Consider the following 20,111-nt stretch of genomic DNA (forward strand, 5'->3'; position numbering starts at 1 on the left):
TGTGTTTTGCAAATTTTTATTTGTTTTGAATTTATAAAGTTAACTTTGTATCACAAAATATTCTTTTGAAAAATGGAGTTCTAATCCTGATGGAATCAGCGTTCTTTATCTATCTTTTTTACAAAAAAAGGATATATTAGATACTGAAGCTTTGATAGAAATAGCTCCTGATTCTCCTAAAGCTTAAAATATTTAGATTCAAAGTTGTCAAATTTTAATAAAATATACTATGAAAAACACTTTTATGATTTTGGTTTTATCGCTTTTGTTTGTGAGTTGCAAACAGGAAATTAAACCTGCAGATATTGTAAAATTAAATGGTTATTGGGAAATTGAAAAAGTGGTTTTTGATAAAGGAGAAGATAAGGATTACGGAATGAATGAGAGTTTTGATTATTTTGATGTTAAAAATAATAAAGGGATAAGGAAGAAAGTTATGCCTCAACTGGATGGAACTTTTTTGACAAGTGATTCTTTTGAAAATGTGTCGGTTCGATTTAAAGGAGATCAGGTTTTTCTGGATTATAAAACAGATTATGCGAAATGGAGCGAGGAGTTGATTTCGATTACAGATGAAAAACTGGTGGTAAAAAACCAGGAGAATAAAGAATATCATTATAAAAAAGCAGGACCAATAAATTTATTAGACAATGGCAAAAAGACTAAATAATCAAAGTACGATTGGGGCTGTTTTGCAACAGATTATCCAGGTAAACAAACTTCAGCCCGGAATGGATCAGATTGATGTAAAAGAAGCATGGAGACAATTGATGGGGAATGGAGTAAACACTTATACAAAAAATGTAGTGTTAAAAGGAAGTACATTGTATGTTGAACTGGGATCAGCGGTTTTAAGAGAAGAATTGAGCCACGGAAAATCTAAAATTGTAAAAATGATAAATGAAGAATTGGGGCGTGACGTTGTGAAGGATGTCGTATTGCGCTGATTTTAATCTCAGTCTCGGTTTTCAGTCTCAGTCTTATCTAAATAAAAAATCCTGTTTGTTAGAACAAACAGGATTTTTTTTATGTGTTTCTGTGACTGAAAAACTGTCACTGAGACTGTAAACTAATATTAGAATTGCTCTCTTCCTGCAAAATGGAATGCACCTTCGATAGCAGCATTTTCATCGCTATCAGATCCGTGAACTGCATTTTCTCCTATAGAAGTTGCGTATGCTTTACGAATAGTTCCTTCAGCAGCTTCAGCTGGATTTGTAGCTCCAATTAAAGTTCTGAAATCTTCTACTGCATTGTCTTTTTCTAAAATTGCAGCAACAATTGGTCCGCGAGACATGAATTCAACTAATTCTCCGTAGAAAGGTCTTTCTGCGTGAACTGCGTAAAATGCTTTAGCATCAGCTACAGTTAATTGAGTTAATTTTAATGAAACGATTTTGAAACCTCCATTAGTAATCATTGCTAAGATATTACCGATGTGTCCGTTTTGAACTGCATCTGGCTTAATCATTGTAAAAGTTCTATTTGTTGCCATTTTATTGCTTATTTTTAATTTTGTGCAAAAGTATACTTTTTTTATGAATTGATTTTAATAAATTCATAATTATAACGATTAGAATTAACTTTTAATGGAGAAAAACGTAAAATGACGATAGTAAAAAAGATCAGATATAATCTTACACAAAAAAAGGCGCACAATAGTACGCCGATATTTAAGTGTTTCGATTCGAGCGCAATCATCAACATGTAATACATTGAACTCCGCTCGATATAAAATAATTAAATTAAACTTTAAAAATGAGTTTGTTTTTGTAAAATATCCATAAAATAAAAGTCCAGATTCCAACATAAACCAATGCTCCGGCCAATGAAGCTGTCATTGGATTGCTGAATAATGGTGCAATCCCGAAAGTATATAAATAATTTAGAAGATTAATTTGTTCTGCAGGGTTATGTGGGTTTTTGAATTGAATCATTACCAGTGCTTGTGGAATAATCTGAGAAAAGAAAAAGACAATCATTGGATTTACTCCCCAGATTAAAAATAATTTGAATCCTTTTTTATAGTCTGCAATGTCAATTACGTAATATAGTAGTGCCAGGCAAGTTGCAGCTAATCCTGTTGTGTACAAAACATAACTGCTTGTCCAGAGTGATTTATTTATAGGGAATATGATATTCCAAAGTAATCCGGCAATGATAAGTGCTGCGCCCGCAAGAGCTATTTTTGATGCTTTTTGGTTTTTTGTAATGTTGAGTTGTAAAATCTGTCCAATTAATAAACCTATGATTCCGTTTACAATTGATGGCAGAGTACTCAAAATTCCTTCAGGATCCCAGGTTATGGTTTCGCGATACATATGTCCTTTTAGCAATATACTATCTACCCATGAAGCAAGATTGGTTCCTTTTTCCAGATTTGCAGCTCCAATTCCAGGAACAGGTATTAATGTCATTGCTGCCCAATAACCTAATAATAAAACTGCACCGGTTATGATTTGCGTTTTTTTGCTAGTTTTTAAATACAAAAGAGAAACCACAAAATATACAATTGCAATTCGCTGTAAAACTCCTGGAAGGCGAACATCCTGATAGGCTTCGATACCACTGTAGGCTAAAAACAAATAGATAAAGAGAATTGAAAAAGCCAGGATATTTTTGAGTTTTGAACTGAAATTACCCATTAAGGCATAACCAATTGTAACGGTAATGATTAAACGGCCAATAAGAAGTGAAATTCCTTCTAATCCAAATATTTGTATTTTGGAAAAATAGTTAAAGAAAATTCCCAGACAGAACATTCGTAAAGAACGAACCAGAATTTTATTAAAAGTAGTATCGTCCCAGGTTTTGGTTGGCATTGCTAGAGGAACAGCAACTCCCATGATAAAAATAAAAAATGGAAAAACTAAATCGGTTGGTGTGCAGCCATGCCATTCTGAATGTAATAAAGGGGCGTAAACATGTCCCCAATCTCCTGGATTATTAACAATTGTCATCAATAAAATCGTTAATCCTCTAAAGACATCTAAAGATATCAAGCGCTCTCTGGTCATAATTTTTGGTAAATAGGTTAATTTTTGTTTTTAAAAGTTACTATTTGGTTTAGAGAGGCAATAATTTCAGAAGAGGTGGTTATTTGTTTCTGAGGATTATTACTTTATTGTTTGCTACAAATTCACACGAATCTATTTGTAAATTTATGGCGACTTTTTTTGTTGCTTTATATTGTTATGATGTTAAAATTCGTTTCTAAAGGTTTTAATTTTTGAATTAAAAGCGGAATCAATAGTTCGCCTTTTTCCAGATAAAATTCTGAGAAATTAGTTTGGCGTTCCTGTAAACTCTGATTAGGGAACAATTCGCATTGTAAATCTGTGACACGCTGTATTTCGGTATCTAATTTTCGCTTTTGAGCTTTTAATAATCTTTTTTCAAGATTTTCCAATCCTTTCTTTTGTTTGATTTCCTGTGCTTTTACAGCTCCGGTAAAAGACTTATCGGTTTGCTCTGCTAATTCGTAAAGATATTCAAATTGCTTTTCCAATACTTCTTTTTGAGGTGTTAAATCAATTGGAAAAGCAGATAATTTATGTGTAATGGCATTCGTTAAATCTGCAGGTTTTGTGAATAAATCTCCCCAAGACAGGTTTAATTTGTCTGCTTTTTTAGCTTGTTTTTCTGTAGATAAAAGCACCGAGTTACGAACTAAAAGCATTGGGAAAGTTATATTTACAGCTTCGAAAAATGATTTTAATTCTAACCAGTAAGCAATTTCTCCGCCTCCGCCAATGTAGCATAAATTAGGTAAAATAATTTCCTGATATAGTGGACGCATGATCACGTTGGGGCTAAATTTCTCCGGATTACTTTCTAATAATAATAGAATTTCATCTTTTGAGAAGGAAATTTTAGTATTGTTGACAAAGTATTTATCATTCTCAAAAATAATTCGTTCTCGCAGGTTATCTTCAATATAGAATAAATTAATTTCACGTGGATTAACCTGAACATTATATTCTTTTAATTGCTCGATAGTTTCCTGAACCGCTTTAAACGATGTCTGTTCAAATAATTCTTCTTTGATATACGGAATAAAAGCTTGTTTTAAATTAGCATCATCAGCATCTAAAATCACTAAACCATAACTGGCAAACAAACTATTGGCTAAAAAGCGAGTAGCATCAGCTAGTTTTTCATGTTTTAAATAGGCTTCTTCAAATAGTTTTTTCAGAACATTTGCATTCGTGCTTGATCCTAATTCTTTCGAATAAATTTCGAAAAATTCAGTTAAACCTTCTGTCGCAAGTCTACCCACGGGACCCGTGCTTTCTGTGTTCCATCGGAATTTTTTCCCTTTGAAATTAAAATAGTTGATCTCTTCAAAATCATGATCTTCTGTCGCCATCCAATAAATAGGGACAAAATTATTCGTTGGATATTTTAGTTTTAATTCCTTGGTGAGATTAATCGTCGAAATGATTTTATATAAAAAATACAGAGGACCGCTAAATAAATTTAACTGATGGCCGGTTGTGATCGTATACGTATTTTGAAGAGCCAAAAGCTCAATATTTTGTTTTGTAGAATCAGAGATTTCGATATGCTGATATTGCTTTTTTAAAGTTTCAACCAAAGGAATTCGGTTGTTGTTATTAAAGTTAGCGGCTTTTTCAGCAATTTGTTTTTCGAAGTTTTCTAAGCTGGGGAAATTGTTGTACAGCGGTTTTAATTCTGATTTTTGATCTAAATAATCTTGCATCAATTTAGAGAAATATCCTGAAGTTTGATAGCTGATACAGTCGGTAGGCATAATTTTAAATTTATTTTTGACAGCTGTAAATTTAATGAAAATATGCAGTGAAAAACAGTTTTAACGATAGGTTATGATTTGATTTTTAAATTTTATTTTAAAGCTCGTGTAATCAAGTTTTTAATATTGATTTATCTTAAGGAAGGAATAAATTGAAAATTCGGAAAATTTGTTAAAAATGCAGGATCATTTAAAAGTATTTGTTCTAAAAGTGAATTATTAGTAACGAAATTCTATTTTTGTAATTAAAAAAGATATATCTATTTACATGGAAACTAACCCGAAAAAGAAGAACTCATTAAAACACGTTCTTTTCGGTTCCTTAATTGGTACCACAATTGAATTTTTTGACTTTTATATTTATGCCAATGCAGCTGTATTGGTTTTTCCTCAATTATTTTTTCCCGGCTCTGATTCGACTATGGCGACTTTGGAATCTTTAGCTACTTTTTCAATAGCTTTTTTATCGCGACCACTTGGTTCAGCTTTTTTTGGACATTATGGAGATAAAATCGGACGTAAATTTACTTTAGTCGCTGCTTTATTAACAATGGGTATTTCTACTGTTACCATTGGCTTTTTACCAAGTTATGCCAGTATTGGTGTTGCTGCGCCGTTATTATTGATGCTTTGCCGATTTGGACAAGGCGTAGGTTTAGGAGGTGAATGGGGTGGAGCTGTTTTATTGGCTATAGAAAATGCACCGCCAAATAAACGCGCCTGGTACGGAATGTTTCCGCAATTAGGAGCTCCAATAGGATTATTACTTTCAGGAGGAACTTTTCTATTATTGACAGATTCAATGAGCAATGAAGCTTTTATGGATTATGGATGGAGAATTCCGTTTATTGCCAGTTCACTTTTGGTAATTTTGGGGTTCTATATTCGAACAAAAATAACGGAGACGCCTTCTTTCGAAAATTCTAAAAAAGAGCAGGAAGAAGTTAAAGTTCCTTTTTTAGAGCTTGTAAAATCATATAAAAACCAACTAATTTTTGGAACTTTTGCCGCTATTACCACTTTTTTGGTTTTTTACTTAATGACTGTTTTTACCTTGAGTTGGGCAACTTCAGATTTAGGAATCGTTAAAAGAAATGGATTGTTGATACAGTTGTTTTCGGTATTGTTTTTTGCCATCTTTATTCCGGTTTCGGCTGTAGTTGCAGATAAAATTGGCCGACGCAAAATGCTTATTATTGCAACAGTAGCGATCGCGATTTTCGGATTTTTCTTTTCGTACTTTCTAAGTTCCGGAAACATTGTTTTAGTGACCACTTTTGCCTGTATCGGAATGGCTTTAATGGGATTCACTTATGGACCTTTGGGAACTTTTTTATCTGAACTGTTTCCAACAAACGTTCGTTATTCAGGTGCGTCCTTAACGTTTAATTTGGCAGGAATTCTTGGTGCAGCATTTGCACCAATGATCGCAATTTGGTTAGCCTCTACTTATAGTGTAAGTTATGTAGGGCTGTATCTAACAATTGCGGCATGCATTTCTTTGTTTGCATTTTTGATGATTAGTAAAGAAGAACATAAGTTTTAAAAGGTTAACATAAAGCCTGATATTATCAGGAGTAAAAATATAGGCAAAGTCCGCAATCTCGATTATTATCAGGATTGCGGACTTTATAATTAATAAAAAAGTAAAGGAATGTTTTTTTAGAAAATATTAAAAAATTGGTTTTGTGTTGGAATAAAAGCAATCAAATGGTTATAAAATAAAATCAAAAATTGAAGGATTTAAAAGTAAAAAGAGAGAGTCGAATCTTTTCATGAAAAGTCTATAAATATCCCGTATTTTTGCAAAAAATAATGTTGCCTTGAAAACCAAACTTTTTGTCGTTACACCGCCTTTTACACAGCTGAATACACCATATCCGGCAACAGCATATATAAAAGGATTTCTGAATACCAAAAATATCGAATCGGCTCAGGCTGATTTAGGTATTGATGTTATTTTGGAGTTGTTTTCGAAAAAAGGATTGATAGATTTGTTTCATTATTCTGAAAGTATTTTTGAAAATGTGTCTTCCCGAGCAGATTTGAAGGATGAAGTTTCTGATAACTCTAAGCGTATTTTTGCATTGCAGGACGAATACATCAAAACCATTGATGCTGTAATTCAGTTTTTGCAGGGGAAAAATCCAACATTGGCTTTGCAAATTTGTCAGGAAGATTTTCTGCCTGAAGCTTCACGTTTTGCACAACTGGAAGAACTCGATTGGGCTTTTGGAACCATGGGAACTCAGGACAAAGCAAAACATTTGGCGACTTTATATCTTGAAGATATATCCGATTATATTGTAGAATGTGTCGATGAAAATTTTGGCTTTAGCCGTTATGCTGAACGTTTAGGCCGAAGCGCCAACTCGTTTGATGAATTGTATGGAGCTTTACAATTGGAACCAACTTATATTGACGCTATTTTAATTTCGATTTTAAAAGCTAAGATTGAAACAATTCAGCCTACATTTTTTCTTATTTCGGTTCCTTTTCCGGGAAATTTATACAGTGCTTTCAGATGTGCACAATGGATTAAACAAAATCATCCCGAAATTAAGATTTCGATGGGCGGTGGTTTTCCAAATACCGAATTGCGTTCCCTTTCTGATGCTCGTGTTTTTGAGTTTTTCGATTTTATAACTTTAGATGATGGCGAAGTTCCGATAGAGGAATTAATTTTCAATCTTGAAAATCCAAATGATGAGACTTCGAGCGAAGTCGAGAAGCGATACAAGAGAACTTTTCTTTTAGAAGACGGAAAAGTAGTTTATAAAAACAATTCATTAAAACACGATTACAAACAAGCTTACGTAGGAACGCCTGATTATTCTGGTTTGCCTTTGGATAAATACATTTCGGTAATCGAAATTGTAAATCCGATGCATAGAATGTGGAGCGACGGCCGTTGGAATAAACTTACTATGGCGCACGGTTGCTATTGGGGAAAATGTACTTTTTGTGATATTTCGTTAGATTATATCAAAGTATATGAACCTGTTGCTGCCAATTTGTTGTGTGATAGAATGGAAGACATGATGCTGCAAACAGGGCAAAATGGATTTCATTTTGTTGATGAAGCCGCTCCTCCAGCTTTAATGCGCGCTTTGGCTTTGGAAATTTTGCGACGAAAACTTGCAGTAACCTGGTGGACAAATATTCGATTTGAGAAAAGCTTTTCTAAAGATTTATGTTTATTGCTAAAAGCTTCCGGTTGTATAGCTGTTTCCGGAGGTTTAGAAGTAGCTTCAGACCGATTACTCAAGTTAATTGACAAAGGCGTAACCGTAGAACAAGTAGCAAAAGTGACACGAAATTTCACTGAAGCCGGAATAATGGTTCATGCTTATTTAATGTACGGATATCCAACACAAACTATTCAGGAAACAGTGGATAGTCTCGAAATGGTACGCCAATTGTTTGAAGCCGGAATTTTGCAATCCGGATTTTGGCATCAATTTGCCATGACAGCACACAGTCCGGTTGGATTATATCCGGAGAAATTTGGTGTAACAAAAAAGACCGAAGCTATTGGAACGTTTGCCAATAATGATATCGATTATACAGATTCTACAGGAATCAATCATGATAAGTTTAGTTTTGGATTAAAGAAATCGCTCTTTAATTTCATGCACGGAATTTGCTTTGATTATGAATTGCAAGATTGGTTCGATTTTAAAATTCCAAAAACCAAAATTGATCCCGATTTTATTTTTAATGCCCTCGAAGAAGGAAATGATTTCAATACAAAACCAAATGCAAAAGTGGTTTGGTTAGGAGGGAAACCTTTTACAGAGCATTTTACAAAATCTAAAAAAGGAAGATCATGGGAAATGATGAGTTTTACTTTTCATGATAAAAAAGAAAGTTTCAATATTCAGACCAATAAAGAAGAAGGAGAATGGCTGGTTGAAATTTTGACAAAAATCACAATCTCTAATGCTAAGAATTATACTTTTCAGGAAGTAAAAGCTGATTTTGAAACCAGTTTAGAAGACTTTGAATTGTTTTGGTATTCAAAACCCATAAACACTTTGCGTGAATTTGGTTTGCTGGTTTTATAATTTCAATAAGAAACAATTTCGCCATCTTCCGGAATCGAAACTTTATGAAAAAGATTGTTTTGTTCTAAAGCGAATTTCAATTCAGATCTTTTTGTTGGGCAATGATTTAAAGCTTCTAAATGATTGGCTAAAATATACTTAGGCGCTAAAGCAACAAATTTCAGGATATCATTCATTCGCATTAATAAAGGCTGACCAATATCTAATCTTGCTGTTCCGCAAGCTACGACTGCAATTTCTGGTTTAAATTCGACCAGAACTTTTTGTACGTGTTCCGTAAAAATGGTGTCAGAGCTTATGTATATTGATTTCTCATTAGGCAATTCGATATGAAAACCCATAACGTTTCCCATAAATTTCGCAATAAATCCGTAGCCATGAATAGCTGGAATTCCTATAATTCTGCCTCCTAAAAATTCTTGTGGTTCCCAATAATTTAAACTTTGTATTATGTTTAAACCTCGTGCAGTTAAAGCACTTTGATCTTTTGTACTGCAAATTACCGGAATACTTTTACGTCGTAGAAAAACTTCTCCTGCTTTGTCAATATGATCCGGATGTAAATGTGTAATCAGGCAAATAGTAACTCTGCTTAAAATATCTCTGCTATTTTTGGGTAAAGCAACAAGTGGATTTCTATGGGGGTTATAACGAAAAATCGTAAAAGGAGGAATCGTTTTTCTTTTTCCCAACATTGGATCAACCAATATAACATCGGTTTCAGTTTCAATAACTAAAGTGGCGTTGCGTAAATGATGTAATTTCATATCGAGGAAAATTAGATATTAAAAATACGAAAGTTTTTTAAAATTAATTTTACAGTTTTTTCCTTATTTGTATTAAAAATATAATTTTTTAGAATTACGCAATTATTATAAGTATTTTGAATGTATTGTGTTTATTTAAAGGTCAATTAAGCGAAAATTGCTTTTTCTTGTTTATTGTAAAAGCTTTGAAAGTCAAAAAAACTACATCGTAAATCTAAATCCAATTCCGTGAAGGTTTTCTATAGAAATACCTTTCTCATTAATTAAAATTTTACGCAGCCGCGAAATAAAAACATCCAGGCTTCTTCCCATAAAATAATCATCAGTTCCCCAAAGTGAGGTTAAGATTTGTTCCCTTTTTAAAACGGAATTTTTATTGTCCAGAAATAATTTCAACAATTCAGCTTCGCGTTGTGTAAGACTGATTTTTTCACTTTCGTTAAAAAGAATAAAATTATTCGTGTCAAATTGATACTTTCCAATTTCATAAACAGATTTGTCTACAGGAATACTTTTCTGAGAACGTTTTAGAAATATTTCGATTTTCAGCAGCAATTCTTCAATACTAAAAGGTTTTACCAAATAATCATCAGCGCCCAGTCGCAAACCTTTAATCCGATCTTCTTTTAATGTTTTTGCAGAGAGAAAAATAATCGGGATATCAGTATTTATTTTTCTGATTTCTGTAGCCAATTCAAAACCATCCATTTTTGGCATCATGATATCAAAAATACAAATGTCAAAATTTTCTTTTTTAAAGGTTTCCAAACCCAATTTTCCGTCGCAGCAATGAATCACTTCATAATTGTTTTGTTCCAGATTATCTTTGGTCAAAAACGCAAGTGTTTCATCGTCTTCGGTATAAAGTATTTTGAATTGTTTCATTTTTTATAAGGAATAGACAAAGTTATTGTAATGCCGTTTGTAGCGTTGTTTTCGACTTTTATTTTCCAGTTATGCAAGTTGCAAATTTCTTTTACATAATACAAACCAAGTCCAAAACCATTTACCTCGTTGCTTTTCTCGTTTTGTGCGCGATAGAACTTATCAAAGATAAAAGACAAGTTTTTAGGAGCAATTCCAATTCCGTTATCGATAAATTCCAGTTTTAAAGTCGAATTTTCGGGTGCAATTCCAATTATGATTTCCGGTTTCTCATTACTGTATTTAATAGCATTATCAAGTAAATTATAAACCAGATTTGAAAAATGAAAAACATCAGTTTCTATTTGATAATCACCAGAAATCATTTCTAAATTTATAGAAGCTTCAGGATATTTCAACTGAATATTTTCGATAGTTTCTTCGATAACAGGAACAATTAAAACTGTTTCTTTTTTTAGTTCTAACGGGGCATAATCTGATTTGGCAATATTTAAAATTTTCTCAATATGATTGTTCAGTTTATGACTCTGATTGATAATTATATTCGTGTATGTATGAAGTTTTTTGTCGTCTTTAATCGGATTTTGTTCACTTAAATATTTCGAAGCAATTAAAATGGAAGATAATGGCGTTTTGAATTCATGTGTCATATTGTTGATAAAGTCACGTTGTAATTCAGAATATTTCTTTTGCTGTAAAAGCGTAAATATCGAATATACATAGATCAATAAAATAAGTATTAATGCAATCGAAAGGACAAACCAAAAACGCATTGAACTAAATAGATAAGTAGTTTCGTTGGGAAATCGAATCGCAAAATAATACACTAAGTTTTTATGCTTAGGGAAAGAAACTGTTCTTTTAGCTTTTTCTTTTTCAGAAAATGAAATGTATTTTCCGTAGACCATTTCATCACTTTGACAATTATATACTGCGTACTCAAAATCAGTTATAATATTCATTTTTTTAAACTCTGATCTCAAATAGAATTCTAAAATATCCGGTTCAAAATCGTTCTGGATATTTACAATATAATAGTCGTTTGATATTTTTTGTACAGGATTCTGACAGGATGATTCGTGATCTTTTCCTTCATATAGTTTTCTGGCAACTTCAAGTAAAGCAATATTTACTTTCTGGCTCAGTTTCTTTTGTTCTAAAGTAAAAGCCTCTTTTGTCCAAAGCAATTGTGCAACCAGAATACTAATAATGGCAACAAGTCCCAGAAGGATAATACTATTGAGTTTGTTTATTTTCAAGAAAAAGGTGTTTTTAAAATGTAATATTAATCAAATTTAAGCTTAAAAACAGCTATTAACAAGTCGTTAACAAAGATTTGAAAGCGGTTAACAGCGGTTTGAATTTGTCTGAATTATCTTTGTAAAACAAAATTAGAACTATAAACCATTAATATCTATAACTATGAAAATGATTAAAATTTCGATGTTAGCTTTAGCTTTAAGCTTAATGTCTTTTTCAGCAATTGCGCCAATCAAATCGATTGCTGCTGAAACAAAAAATGAAACAACAGCTTCTACAATTGTATGGAAAGCAGAAACTATTGATGTAGGTCAAATTCCTCAGGGAACGCCAAAAGCAATTGTTTATGAATTTAAAAATACAGGAAAAACGGCAGTTGTAATTACAAACGTTCAGGGATCTTGTGGTTGTACAGCAACAGATTACACAAAAGAGCCAATTTTACCTGGTAAATCAGCTAAAGTAACAGCAACGTATAATGCAGCAAACAAAGGCGGCTTTACAAAAACAGTAACTGTAACAACAAGTGCAGAAACAGCTCCCAAAATACTTACTTTAAAAGGAACAGTAATTTAAAAATAAAGGTTGGTTATAAAGTGGCAGCTCCGGATATATAATGTATCCGGAGTCTTTTTTATACCTTTTTCTAAAGTGGAAAAGATTATAAAGGCAATATTATTTTTTTCTGAAATGCTTTGTTTTCATCAAAACTTTTCTATTTTTATTAAAAAAAAGATTATGAAAATTTTGCATTCGCTTGTAGCTGTTGTGCTTCTTTTAAGTGTTGTTTCATGTAATAAAAAAGCAGAAAAAAAAGAATTAAAGACTACAGAAAAAGCGATTCCTGAACTTAAAATTACAATCGACAGTGTAAAAATTACTTCATTTTATCAAACATATCCTAAATTGATAAAATTTCAGAATGAAGTTCTGGCTTTATACAAGAAAAACAAATCTACTCAGTTATGGCTGGATAATAGAGGAGTGGTCGAATATGGAAATACCTTGTTTGATAAATATAAAGGGCTGGATCAGGAAGGTTTGAAAGCTAATTTTCCCTATAAAGAAAAAATCAATCCTATTTTTGAGCATACGGCGGAAAATAAATTATCACAAACTGACACCGATTTGATGATTTCAAATTTGTATTTTTATTATGTTCAGAAAGTTTCTGGCGTAGATGAAAAAACGACCAGATCATTAGAATGGCTTTTACCCCGTAAAAAAGTAAACTATCAGGTTTTTTCAGATTCTATTTATAAAAAATCTACTATTAGCGACGACAAAAAAAGCAAAATGTTCAGCCAATATTATAAGCTACGTGATGCACTTCATAAATACAGGGAAATTGAGAAAAAAGGAGGATGGAAAACTATTGAAACCGATGAAGATTTTAAAAGCCTTAAATTAGGAGATTCTGTTGCTGCAATTGGGCAAATTAGAGAAAGACTTTATATAACGAGTGATCTTAAAGAAAACAGCAAAAGCAATATTTGTGATTCTGTTTTGATAAAAGCAATTAGAAGCTACGAATTACATCACGGGTTAACGCCTAAAAACACCATTTTACCGGAACATATTGCAGAATTGAATATTCCTGTTTCGGATAGAATTAAAACAATCATTGCAAACATGGAGCGTTGCAGATGGATTGATCCTGAACTTGAAAAAGGTAAAGAATACATTGAAGTTAATATTCCGGAATTTAGATTATACTTAATTCGAAATCATGAAATTGCTTTTGTTTCGCCAGTTGTGGTAGGAAAAGCAATGACAAAAACGGTTGTTTTTAGCGGTATGATGAATAATATCGTCTTTAGTCCGTATTGGAATGTGCCTCCAAGCATTATCAAAAGTGAGATAAAACCCGGAATGGCTAAAAATAAAAATTATTTAGCCCAGAAAAATCTGGAATGGAATAATGGTGCAGTTCGTCAGTTACCAGGAAAAAACAATTCGCTTGGTTTGGTGAAGTTTTTATTCCCGAATTCAAATAATATTTATTTGCATGATACACCGGCAAAAAGTTTGTTCGAAAGAGAAAACAGGGCTTTTAGTCATGGTTGCGTCCGCGTAGGAAAACCTAGAGAATTAGCAATAGAAATTTTAAAACAAGATCCAAGTATGACTCCGGAGAGAATCGATAAAGCAATGCACGCCGGTAAAGAAAGCTGGTATACTTTAAAAAAGAAAATTCCGGTTTATATTGGGTATTTTACCGCTTGGGTAGATCGTGACGGCAATTTGAACTTTTATAAAGATGTTTATAATCGAGATGAAAGTTTGATAAAATTACTTACCGAAGAATAAAATCTACGAGAGGTTTTGCCACGAATTTCACGAATTTGCACTAATTTATTATTTACAAATGCTAAAAAATTAATTCGCGAAAATTTGTGTAATTCGTGGTAAAAAAATCAAGGAAGTACATCAACACACTTATAGTAACGTTTGCTGTAATGATCTGAGTCCAGATCGCTAATCGTTACGCTGCCGGCTTTTCCGGATGACGCGTGAATGAATTTGGAGTGCATACCATTTGCCTCACAGATGATTCCCAAATGCCCAATAATAGTTTTATCCTTATAGCCATAAAAAACTAAAACGTCTCCCACTTTAAATTCTTCAGGAGATAACTTTGTTCCTATATTCTTGTAACCACTTGAACTTCTTGGTAAAGTGATGCCGTAATTTTTAAAAACATAATTTACGAAACCAGAACAATCAAATCCTTTTTTAGGATCATTTCCTGCATATAAATAAGGTGTTCCTAAGTAATTTTTAGCATATTTAACAATAGAAGCACGCTCGATTTTAGTTGATTTTTCCTGAATTTGAATTATTTCGGTTTTATTTGTTTTTTTACAAGTAAAAGAAGAGCATAATACGGCAGAAAGTAATAATATAGAAAGGCTTGATTTCATTTTTTGAAGTTAAATCAGAAGATTAGTGAATAAAGATAACCCGTTGCTTTTGATTATCAAAGCAATAGTTCGTTATTAGATTTTGCTATTCATTATAAAACGCAAAAAGATATATTATATTTTGGTGTTTTTTTATTGCTTTTTGATGTTTTAGTATCTTTCTGTATGTCGTTTTTCAGATATATTTGTGAATCGTATTTATATTTAACAAATAAATTATGTTTCTCAAAAAAATATCATTTTTAATTTCATTTTTGCTGATTTCAATTGTTTCAATTTCACAAAGCAAAACAAATACTTTTCTTTATCAGGGTCGTGTAGAAAAACTTGAAAATAATACTGTAATATTAATTGGAACTGCTTCTTCCGTTTCTTTTAATTTTATAGGAAATAAATGCTCAATTTCTTTGCAAAGTGTTGATTCATGGGAACATCATAATTATGTTTCTTTAGTATTAGACGGGAAATATATTGGGAAACTCAGAATCGAAAAAGGGGCACAGCAAGTATTTCCAATAAAAGTAACTTCAAATAAAAAAGTTCATACACTCGAAATCTATAAAACTACAGAAGCACACAGTGGCGGAATTCTATTTGCAGGAACTACAGCAAAACTAACTTCTCTTACTTCTAAAAAGAAAAAGAAAATCGAATTTATAGGCGATTCCATTACTTGCGGAGCGGCAAGCGATCCGTCTGATATTCCGTGTGATAAAGGAGAATATTTTGATCATCATAATGGCTATTATGCTTACGGACCAGTACTTTCCCGTGCAATTGGTGTTGATTATTTGATGAGTTCTGTTTCAGGAATTGGCATGTATAGAAATTGGAACGATGAGAATAAAGACGAAGCCATTATGCCGGATGTCTACCAGAATTTATATTTGACGAAAGACAATTCTAAACCTAAATATGATTTTGCTTTTCAGCCTGATATTATCAGTATTGCATTAGGAACCAATGATTTTTCAGGTGGAGATGGTAAAAAAGAACGTATGCCTTTTAATCCTGAAAAGTACGTTTTGAATTACATCAACTTTATTAAAATGTTGTATAAACACAATCCGAAAGTACAAATAGTGATTACAAACAGCCCAATGGTTGGTGGAGAAAGAGGAATTGTTTTTGAAGATTGCCTGAATAAAGTAAAAGCCGCTTTTGAATCTGATAAAACGCATAAACCTGTGTTGATTTTTAAATTTAAACCAATGACTCCAAACGGTTGCAGCGGACATCCTGATGTGGCAGATCATAAAGTTCTGGCAGAGGAATACGCTCCGTTTTTAAAAAAGTTACTAAATGAAAAATAATATATTTAAGTTTGTTTTCATTCTGATGATTTCCAGTACTATGATGGCAAACGTTACACTTCCGACTATTTTTGGCGATAATATGGTTTTACAACGCAACTCTGAAGTGAAAATTTGGGGTTGGGCAAATCCAAAAGAGGAAATCAAATTAGTTTCGAGCTGGAACAATCAGGAATATAAAGTAATAGCCAATAATCAGGCACAATGGGAATTGCATATAAAAACACCTGAAGCAGGAGGACCTTACACGATTTCTATAAAAGGATATAACGAAGTTGTGCTTAAAAACATCCTGATTGGCGAAGTTTGGGTTTGTTCCGGACAATCTAACATGGAAATGTCTGTAAGCTGGGGAATAGATAATGGAGAGCAAGAAATGAAAAATTCGACAAATCCGAACATTCGATTTTTTACTGTCCCGAAACTAACGGCGACAACTCCTCAAAATAATCTATCAGGAAACTGGGTCGAATCGACTCCGGAAACTATGAAATACTTTAGCGCAATTGGCTATTTTTTTGCCAAGCGTTTACAAGAAGATTTAAAAAATGTTCCTATCGGATTAATTTCGTCTAATTGGGGCGGAACTCCTGCTGAAATCTGGATGCCCGAAGAAGTGGTGCAGAATGATCCTGTTTTATTAGAAAATGCTAAAAAACTGAACGAACAAGAATATGGGCCACGCCAACCCGGACGTGCCTATAATGCAATGATTTACCCGCTTATTGGTTTTAAAATTGCAGGAACACTTTGGTATCAGGGCGAATCGAATGTGGGTTCATTGGTTTATGATCAAACTTTATCGGCTTTGATTACTTCCTGGAGAAAAGCCTGGCAAGATGAATTCCCATTTTATTTCGTTCAAATTGCGCCATATAAAACGGGTTCTAATAATTTTTCGAATGTTACGGTAAGAAATTCTCAACGGAAAGTACTGAAAGAAGTTAATAAAACCGGAATTGTGGTGATCAGCGATGTTTCGGATACTATAGATATTCATCCTAAGAATAAAAAGTCAGTTGGGATTCGTTTGGCAAATCTGGCTTTGGCAGAAACTTATCATGAGGTTTCAGTACTAAATTCCAGTCTGGTGAATAGTCCGCTTTATAAAGATTTTCAAATTGACAAGAACCAAGCAATCGTTTCGTTTGATTATGCTGATGGATTGTATTTTAAAAACAAAACTTCGAATCAATTTGAAGTCGCCGGAGCTGATGGAGTTTTCTATCCTGCAGAAGCTTCGATAAAAAACAATCAAGTGATTTTGGTGAGTAAAAAAGTTCTAAATCCTGCAAAAGTGAGATTTGCATGGGGAAATACAATTCAGTCTGATTTGTTTAATAAAGCGAATTTGCCGGCTTCTTGTTTTATTTCTGAATAAAGAATTTGTTCAGGGATTGTACTGATGTAACGGATTGATGTGGATTTTATTTTTTTATCTCTTCAAGAGTGCTTTATAGTTTTTTTGTCATTCTTAGGAACGAGGAATATCTGTAAATTGCGTGAGGGATAGCAGTGAAAAGCCCACAGCCTGACGAAGGAAGCGCGAGGACTTGTAGCGAATAGCCCGACCCGAAGGGACACGACCAAAATGTAAAACTTAGCAACTTAGAATCTCAAAGCCTCAAAACCTTATTGCTTTTAAAATAAACTATCTGACCATTACCATTATGAAAAATAAAAAAATAATAACTATCGGGGTTTTTGCCCTGTTTACTGTTGGAAATATGAATGCACAAAAAAAGCCTTATCTGGATAAAAATAAAACGATTGAACAACGTATTGATTTGCTTTTGCCTTTGATGACATTAGAGGAAAAAGTGGGGCAGATGAATCAATATAACGGATTTTGGGATGTAACGGGACCAGCTCCAAAAGGTGGAAGTGCTGAACTAAAATACGAACATTTACGAAAAGGATGGGTAGGTTCGATGCTTACTGTTCGAGGTGTAAAAGAAGTTCGTGCTGTTCAGAAAATTGCGGTTGAAGAAACAAGATTAGGAATTCCGTTGATTATAGGTTTTGATGTGATTCATGGTTATAAAACGTTGAGCCCAATTCCGTTGGCAGAAGCCGCGAGTTGGGATCTGGAAGCAATTAAAAAATCGGCAGCCATTGCGGCTGATGAAGCTTCGGCATCTGGAATTAACTGGACTTTTGGACCTAATGTTGATGTGGCAAATGATGCGCGTTGGGGTCGTGTGATGGAAGGTGCAGGAGAAGATCCGTATTTAGGCAGTAAAATTGCAATTGCCAGAGTTCATGGTTTTCAGGGTGAAACAATTGCTGATCTGGCTAAAGTAAATACGATTGCGGCTTGTGCAAAACACTTTGCGGCTTACGGTTATGTAGAGGCGGGATTAGAATATAATATTGTCGATATTAGTAATTCAAAATTATACAACTCAGTTTTGCCTCCTTTTGAAGCAACGGTTCAGGCGGGAGTTCGTACGTTTATGAATTCGTTTAATACCTTGAATGGCGTTCCGGCAACTGGAAATGTTTTCTTGCAAAGAGATATTCTGAAAGGAAAATGGAAGTTTGATGGTTTTGTGATTTCAGATTATGCTTCGATTCGAGAAATGATTGCGCATGGATATGCAAAAGACGAAGCAGATGCTACTGCAAAAGCTGTACTTGCCGGTTCTGACATGGACATGGAATCGTATTTGTATGTGGCAAAATTAGTAGCTTTGGTAAAAGATGGAAAAGTAAAAGAGAGTTTAGTTGATGATGCGGTTCGCAGAATTTTGCGTGTAAAATTTGAACTTGGTTTGTTTGATGATCCATATAGATATTGTGATGAAAAACGCGAAAAAGAAGTTGTGGGAAGCAAAGCCAATAATGACGGCGTTTTGGATATGGCGAAGAAATCTATCGTATTGTTGAAGAACGAAAAGAATTTGCTTCCACTGAAAAAATCAGGACAAAAAATTGCTTTGATTGGTGCTTTGGCAAATGATAAAAATAGTCCTCTTGGAAGCTGGAGAATTGCTGCAGATGATAATACAGCCGTTTCGGTTTTAGAAGGAATGAAGCAATACAAAGACAATCAATTGGTTTTTGAAAAGGGTGCCGATTTGCTTTCGCAAAAAGCTACTTTTTTAACAGAAACTATTTTTAATACCACTGATAAAAGTGGATTTGAAGCCGCTAAAACAGCTGCGAAAAATGCTGACGTTGTCGTAATGGTTTTAGGAGAATACGGATTTCAAAGCGGTGAGGGCAGAAGCAGAACAGACTTGAATTTGCCGGGATTGCAACAGGAATTGTTAGAAGAAATTTATAAAGTAAATCCAAATGTGGTTTTGGTTTTAAATAATGGTCGTCCGTTGAGTATTCCGTGGGCAGCAGAAAATATTCCGGCTATTGTAGAAGCCTGGCAATTAGGAACTCAAACCGGAAATGCAGTTGCACAGGTTTTATACGGCGATTATAATCCGAGTGGAAAATTGCCAATGTCGTTCCCGAGAAATGTGGGTCAGGTTCCTGTTTATTACAATAAATACAGTACAGGAAGACCAATAGACAGCGATAAAAATGTGTTTTGGTCACATTATATGGATGTGGAGAAAACACCTCAATATCCTTTTGGTTTTGGATTGAGTTATACGAAGTTTGATTATAAAGATTTAAAATTAAATAAAACTGCTTTTGCAAAAGGGGAGAACGTACAAGTTAGTGTTGCTGTAACCAACTCCGGAAATTATGACGGTAAAGAAGTCGTACAATTATATATTCGCGATGAATACGCCAGTATTGTGCGACCAATAAAAGAACTAAAAGGTTTTGAATTGGTGAATTTGAAAAAAGGAGAAACTAAAACGGTAACTTTTACTTTGACAGAAAAAGAATTAGGGTTTTATGATAATGATGGAAATTATTTAGTTGAACCGGGAACTTTTAAAATTATGGTTGGAGGAAGTTCAGATACTGGTTTAACGAGTGGCTTTGAATTGAAATAGTGAAGAAATAATCTCGCAAAGACGCAGAGGCGCAAAGTTTTTTTGAATAGACCCTAGCTTTAGCTAGAGAATAACATTTGAATAGAAAAGGGTTTTAGCCCAACTATAAAGTTTGGCTAAAGCCCTTTTGTTAGCGTTTATATTTTCATCCAGCTA

At 33.4% G+C, this 20,111-nt stretch carries 16 protein-coding genes; 9 read left to right on the forward strand and 7 right to left on the reverse strand.

The window, feature by feature from the left end; genetic code table 11:
• The first annotated feature begins 229 nt into the window (after positions 1-229).
• Both RC62_RS12355 and RC62_RS12360 read left to right on the forward strand, forming a co-directional pair.
• Positions 230-670 carry a hypothetical protein gene (locus RC62_RS12355; RefSeq protein WP_055095561.1) on the forward strand — a complete coding sequence of 147 codons (441 nt, stop codon included), beginning with the start codon at positions 230-232 and terminating at the stop codon, positions 668-670.
• Positions 651-947: a DUF721 domain-containing protein gene (locus tag RC62_RS12360; RefSeq protein ID WP_055095563.1), complete on the forward strand. Its 297-nt coding sequence runs from the start codon at positions 651-653 to the stop codon at positions 945-947. The genes RC62_RS12355 and RC62_RS12360 overlap by 20 nt, the downstream gene beginning before the upstream one ends.
• Positions 948-1,075: 128 nt before the next feature.
• On the opposite strand, the gene RC62_RS12365 is transcribed toward RC62_RS12360, so the two are convergent.
• From RC62_RS12365 to bshC, 3 genes are all read right to left on the reverse strand, one after another.
• On the reverse strand, positions 1,076-1,495 hold the full coding sequence (locus RC62_RS12365) for a nucleoside-diphosphate kinase (RefSeq protein ID WP_055095565.1): 420 nt from the start codon (positions 1,493-1,495) through the stop codon (positions 1,076-1,078).
• 250 nt (positions 1,496-1,745) lie between these two features.
• Positions 1,746-3,017, reverse strand: a complete 1,272-nt coding sequence (locus RC62_RS12370) for an acyltransferase family protein (protein WP_055095567.1) — start codon at positions 3,015-3,017, stop codon at positions 1,746-1,748.
• A gap of 167 nt (positions 3,018-3,184) precedes the next feature.
• Positions 3,185-4,774, reverse strand: coding sequence for a bacillithiol biosynthesis cysteine-adding enzyme BshC (gene bshC / locus RC62_RS12375; protein ID WP_055095569.1), 1,590 nt, complete (start codon positions 4,772-4,774; stop codon positions 3,185-3,187).
• Positions 4,775-5,042: 268 nt separating this feature from the next.
• Here bshC and RC62_RS12380 point away from each other — a divergent pair, with 268 nt between their 5' ends.
• Together RC62_RS12380 and RC62_RS12385 are read left to right on the forward strand one after the other, a co-directional pair.
• Positions 5,043-6,320 (forward strand): MFS transporter, encoded by a 1,278-nt coding sequence (locus RC62_RS12380; protein ID WP_055095571.1) that lies wholly within the window; start codon positions 5,043-5,045, stop codon positions 6,318-6,320.
• A gap of 277 nt (positions 6,321-6,597) precedes the next feature.
• Complete coding sequence (locus RC62_RS12385) at positions 6,598-8,841, forward strand: B12-binding domain-containing radical SAM protein (protein WP_055095573.1); 2,244 nt, start codon at positions 6,598-6,600, stop codon at positions 8,839-8,841.
• A gap of 2 nt (positions 8,842-8,843) precedes the next feature.
• Here the strand turns inward: RC62_RS12385 and RC62_RS12390 are convergent, their stop codons facing one another.
• The 3 genes from RC62_RS12390 to RC62_RS12400 all read right to left on the reverse strand — a co-directional run bounded on the left by RC62_RS12390 (position 8,844) and on the right by RC62_RS12400 (position 11,752).
• Positions 8,844-9,608 (reverse strand): MBL fold metallo-hydrolase, encoded by a 765-nt coding sequence (locus RC62_RS12390; RefSeq protein WP_055095575.1) that lies wholly within the window; start codon positions 9,606-9,608, stop codon positions 8,844-8,846.
• A 201-nt stretch (positions 9,609-9,809) separates the two neighbouring features.
• Entirely contained in the window at positions 9,810-10,493 is a 684-nt protein-coding gene (locus RC62_RS12395) for a response regulator transcription factor (protein WP_055095577.1), read from the reverse strand.
• On the reverse strand, positions 10,490-11,752 hold the full coding sequence (locus RC62_RS12400) for a sensor histidine kinase (RefSeq protein ID WP_055095579.1): 1,263 nt from the start codon (positions 11,750-11,752) through the stop codon (positions 10,490-10,492). The genes RC62_RS12395 and RC62_RS12400 overlap by 4 nt, the downstream gene beginning before the upstream one ends.
• Before the next feature lie 163 nt (positions 11,753-11,915).
• On the opposite strand from RC62_RS12400, the gene RC62_RS12405 reads away from it, so the two are divergent.
• On the forward strand, positions 11,916-12,329 hold the full coding sequence (locus tag RC62_RS12405) for a DUF1573 domain-containing protein (protein WP_055095581.1): 414 nt from the start codon (positions 11,916-11,918) through the stop codon (positions 12,327-12,329).
• A 162-nt stretch (positions 12,330-12,491) separates the two neighbouring features.
• On the forward strand, positions 12,492-14,063 hold the full coding sequence (locus RC62_RS12410) for a murein L,D-transpeptidase (protein WP_055095583.1): 1,572 nt from the start codon (positions 12,492-12,494) through the stop codon (positions 14,061-14,063).
• A 107-nt stretch (positions 14,064-14,170) separates the two neighbouring features.
• On the opposite strand, the gene RC62_RS12415 is transcribed toward RC62_RS12410, so the two are convergent.
• Positions 14,171-14,677, reverse strand: a complete 507-nt coding sequence (locus tag RC62_RS12415; RefSeq protein ID WP_055095584.1) for a C40 family peptidase — start codon at positions 14,675-14,677, stop codon at positions 14,171-14,173.
• A 218-nt stretch (positions 14,678-14,895) separates the two neighbouring features.
• Between RC62_RS12415 and RC62_RS12420 the strand changes: the two genes are divergently transcribed.
• The 3 genes from RC62_RS12420 (at position 14,896) to bglX (ending at position 19,955) form a co-directional block, all read left to right on the forward strand.
• The gene (locus tag RC62_RS12420; RefSeq protein WP_055095586.1) at positions 14,896-15,990 is read left to right on the forward strand and encodes an SGNH/GDSL hydrolase family protein; all 1,095 of its coding nucleotides are present in this window, start codon (positions 14,896-14,898) and stop codon (positions 15,988-15,990) included.
• Positions 15,980-17,371, forward strand: coding sequence for a sialate O-acetylesterase (locus RC62_RS12425; protein WP_055095588.1), 1,392 nt, complete (start codon positions 15,980-15,982; stop codon positions 17,369-17,371). Before RC62_RS12420 ends, RC62_RS12425 begins: the two co-directional genes overlap by 11 nt.
• A 289-nt stretch (positions 17,372-17,660) precedes the next feature.
• Positions 17,661-19,955, forward strand: coding sequence for a beta-glucosidase BglX (bglX, locus tag RC62_RS12430; RefSeq protein ID WP_055095590.1), 2,295 nt, complete (start codon positions 17,661-17,663; stop codon positions 19,953-19,955).
• Positions 19,956-20,111 lie beyond the last annotated feature (156 nt).

It is taken from the genome of Flavobacterium aquidurense (genome assembly GCF_001404985.1).
GTDB classification, from domain to species: domain Bacteria; phylum Bacteroidota; class Bacteroidia; order Flavobacteriales; family Flavobacteriaceae; genus Flavobacterium; species Flavobacterium aquidurense_B.

Excerpts from the sequence above, each read along its gene's own strand:
- RC62_RS12390 (WP_055095575.1), bottom strand. The coding sequence starts at position 9,608 with ATGAAATTACATCATTTACGCAACGCCACTTTAGTTATTGAAACTGAA.
- RC62_RS12395 (WP_055095577.1), bottom strand. The coding sequence starts at position 10,493 with ATGAAACAATTCAAAATACTTTATACCGAAGACGATGAAACACTTGCG.
- bglX (WP_055095590.1), top strand. The coding sequence starts at position 17,661 with ATGAAAAATAAAAAAATAATAACTATCGGGGTTTTTGCCCTGTTTACT.
- RC62_RS12410 (WP_055095583.1), top strand. The coding sequence starts at position 12,492 with ATGAAAATTTTGCATTCGCTTGTAGCTGTTGTGCTTCTTTTAAGTGTT.
- RC62_RS12415 (WP_055095584.1), bottom strand. The coding sequence starts at position 14,677 with ATGAAATCAAGCCTTTCTATATTATTACTTTCTGCCGTATTATGCTCT.
- bshC (WP_055095569.1), bottom strand. The coding sequence starts at position 4,774 with ATGCCTACCGACTGTATCAGCTATCAAACTTCAGGATATTTCTCTAAA.
- RC62_RS12370 (WP_055095567.1), bottom strand. The coding sequence starts at position 3,017 with ATGACCAGAGAGCGCTTGATATCTTTAGATGTCTTTAGAGGATTAACG.
- RC62_RS12420 (WP_055095586.1), top strand. The coding sequence starts at position 14,896 with ATGTTTCTCAAAAAAATATCATTTTTAATTTCATTTTTGCTGATTTCA.
- RC62_RS12405 (WP_055095581.1), top strand. The coding sequence starts at position 11,916 with ATGAAAATGATTAAAATTTCGATGTTAGCTTTAGCTTTAAGCTTAATG.
- RC62_RS12365 (WP_055095565.1), bottom strand. The coding sequence starts at position 1,495 with ATGGCAACAAATAGAACTTTTACAATGATTAAGCCAGATGCAGTTCAA.
- RC62_RS12355 (WP_055095561.1), top strand. The coding sequence starts at position 230 with ATGAAAAACACTTTTATGATTTTGGTTTTATCGCTTTTGTTTGTGAGT.
- RC62_RS12360 (WP_055095563.1), top strand. The coding sequence starts at position 651 with ATGGCAAAAAGACTAAATAATCAAAGTACGATTGGGGCTGTTTTGCAA.
- RC62_RS12425 (WP_055095588.1), top strand. The coding sequence starts at position 15,980 with ATGAAAAATAATATATTTAAGTTTGTTTTCATTCTGATGATTTCCAGT.
- RC62_RS12380 (WP_055095571.1), top strand. The coding sequence starts at position 5,043 with ATGGAAACTAACCCGAAAAAGAAGAACTCATTAAAACACGTTCTTTTC.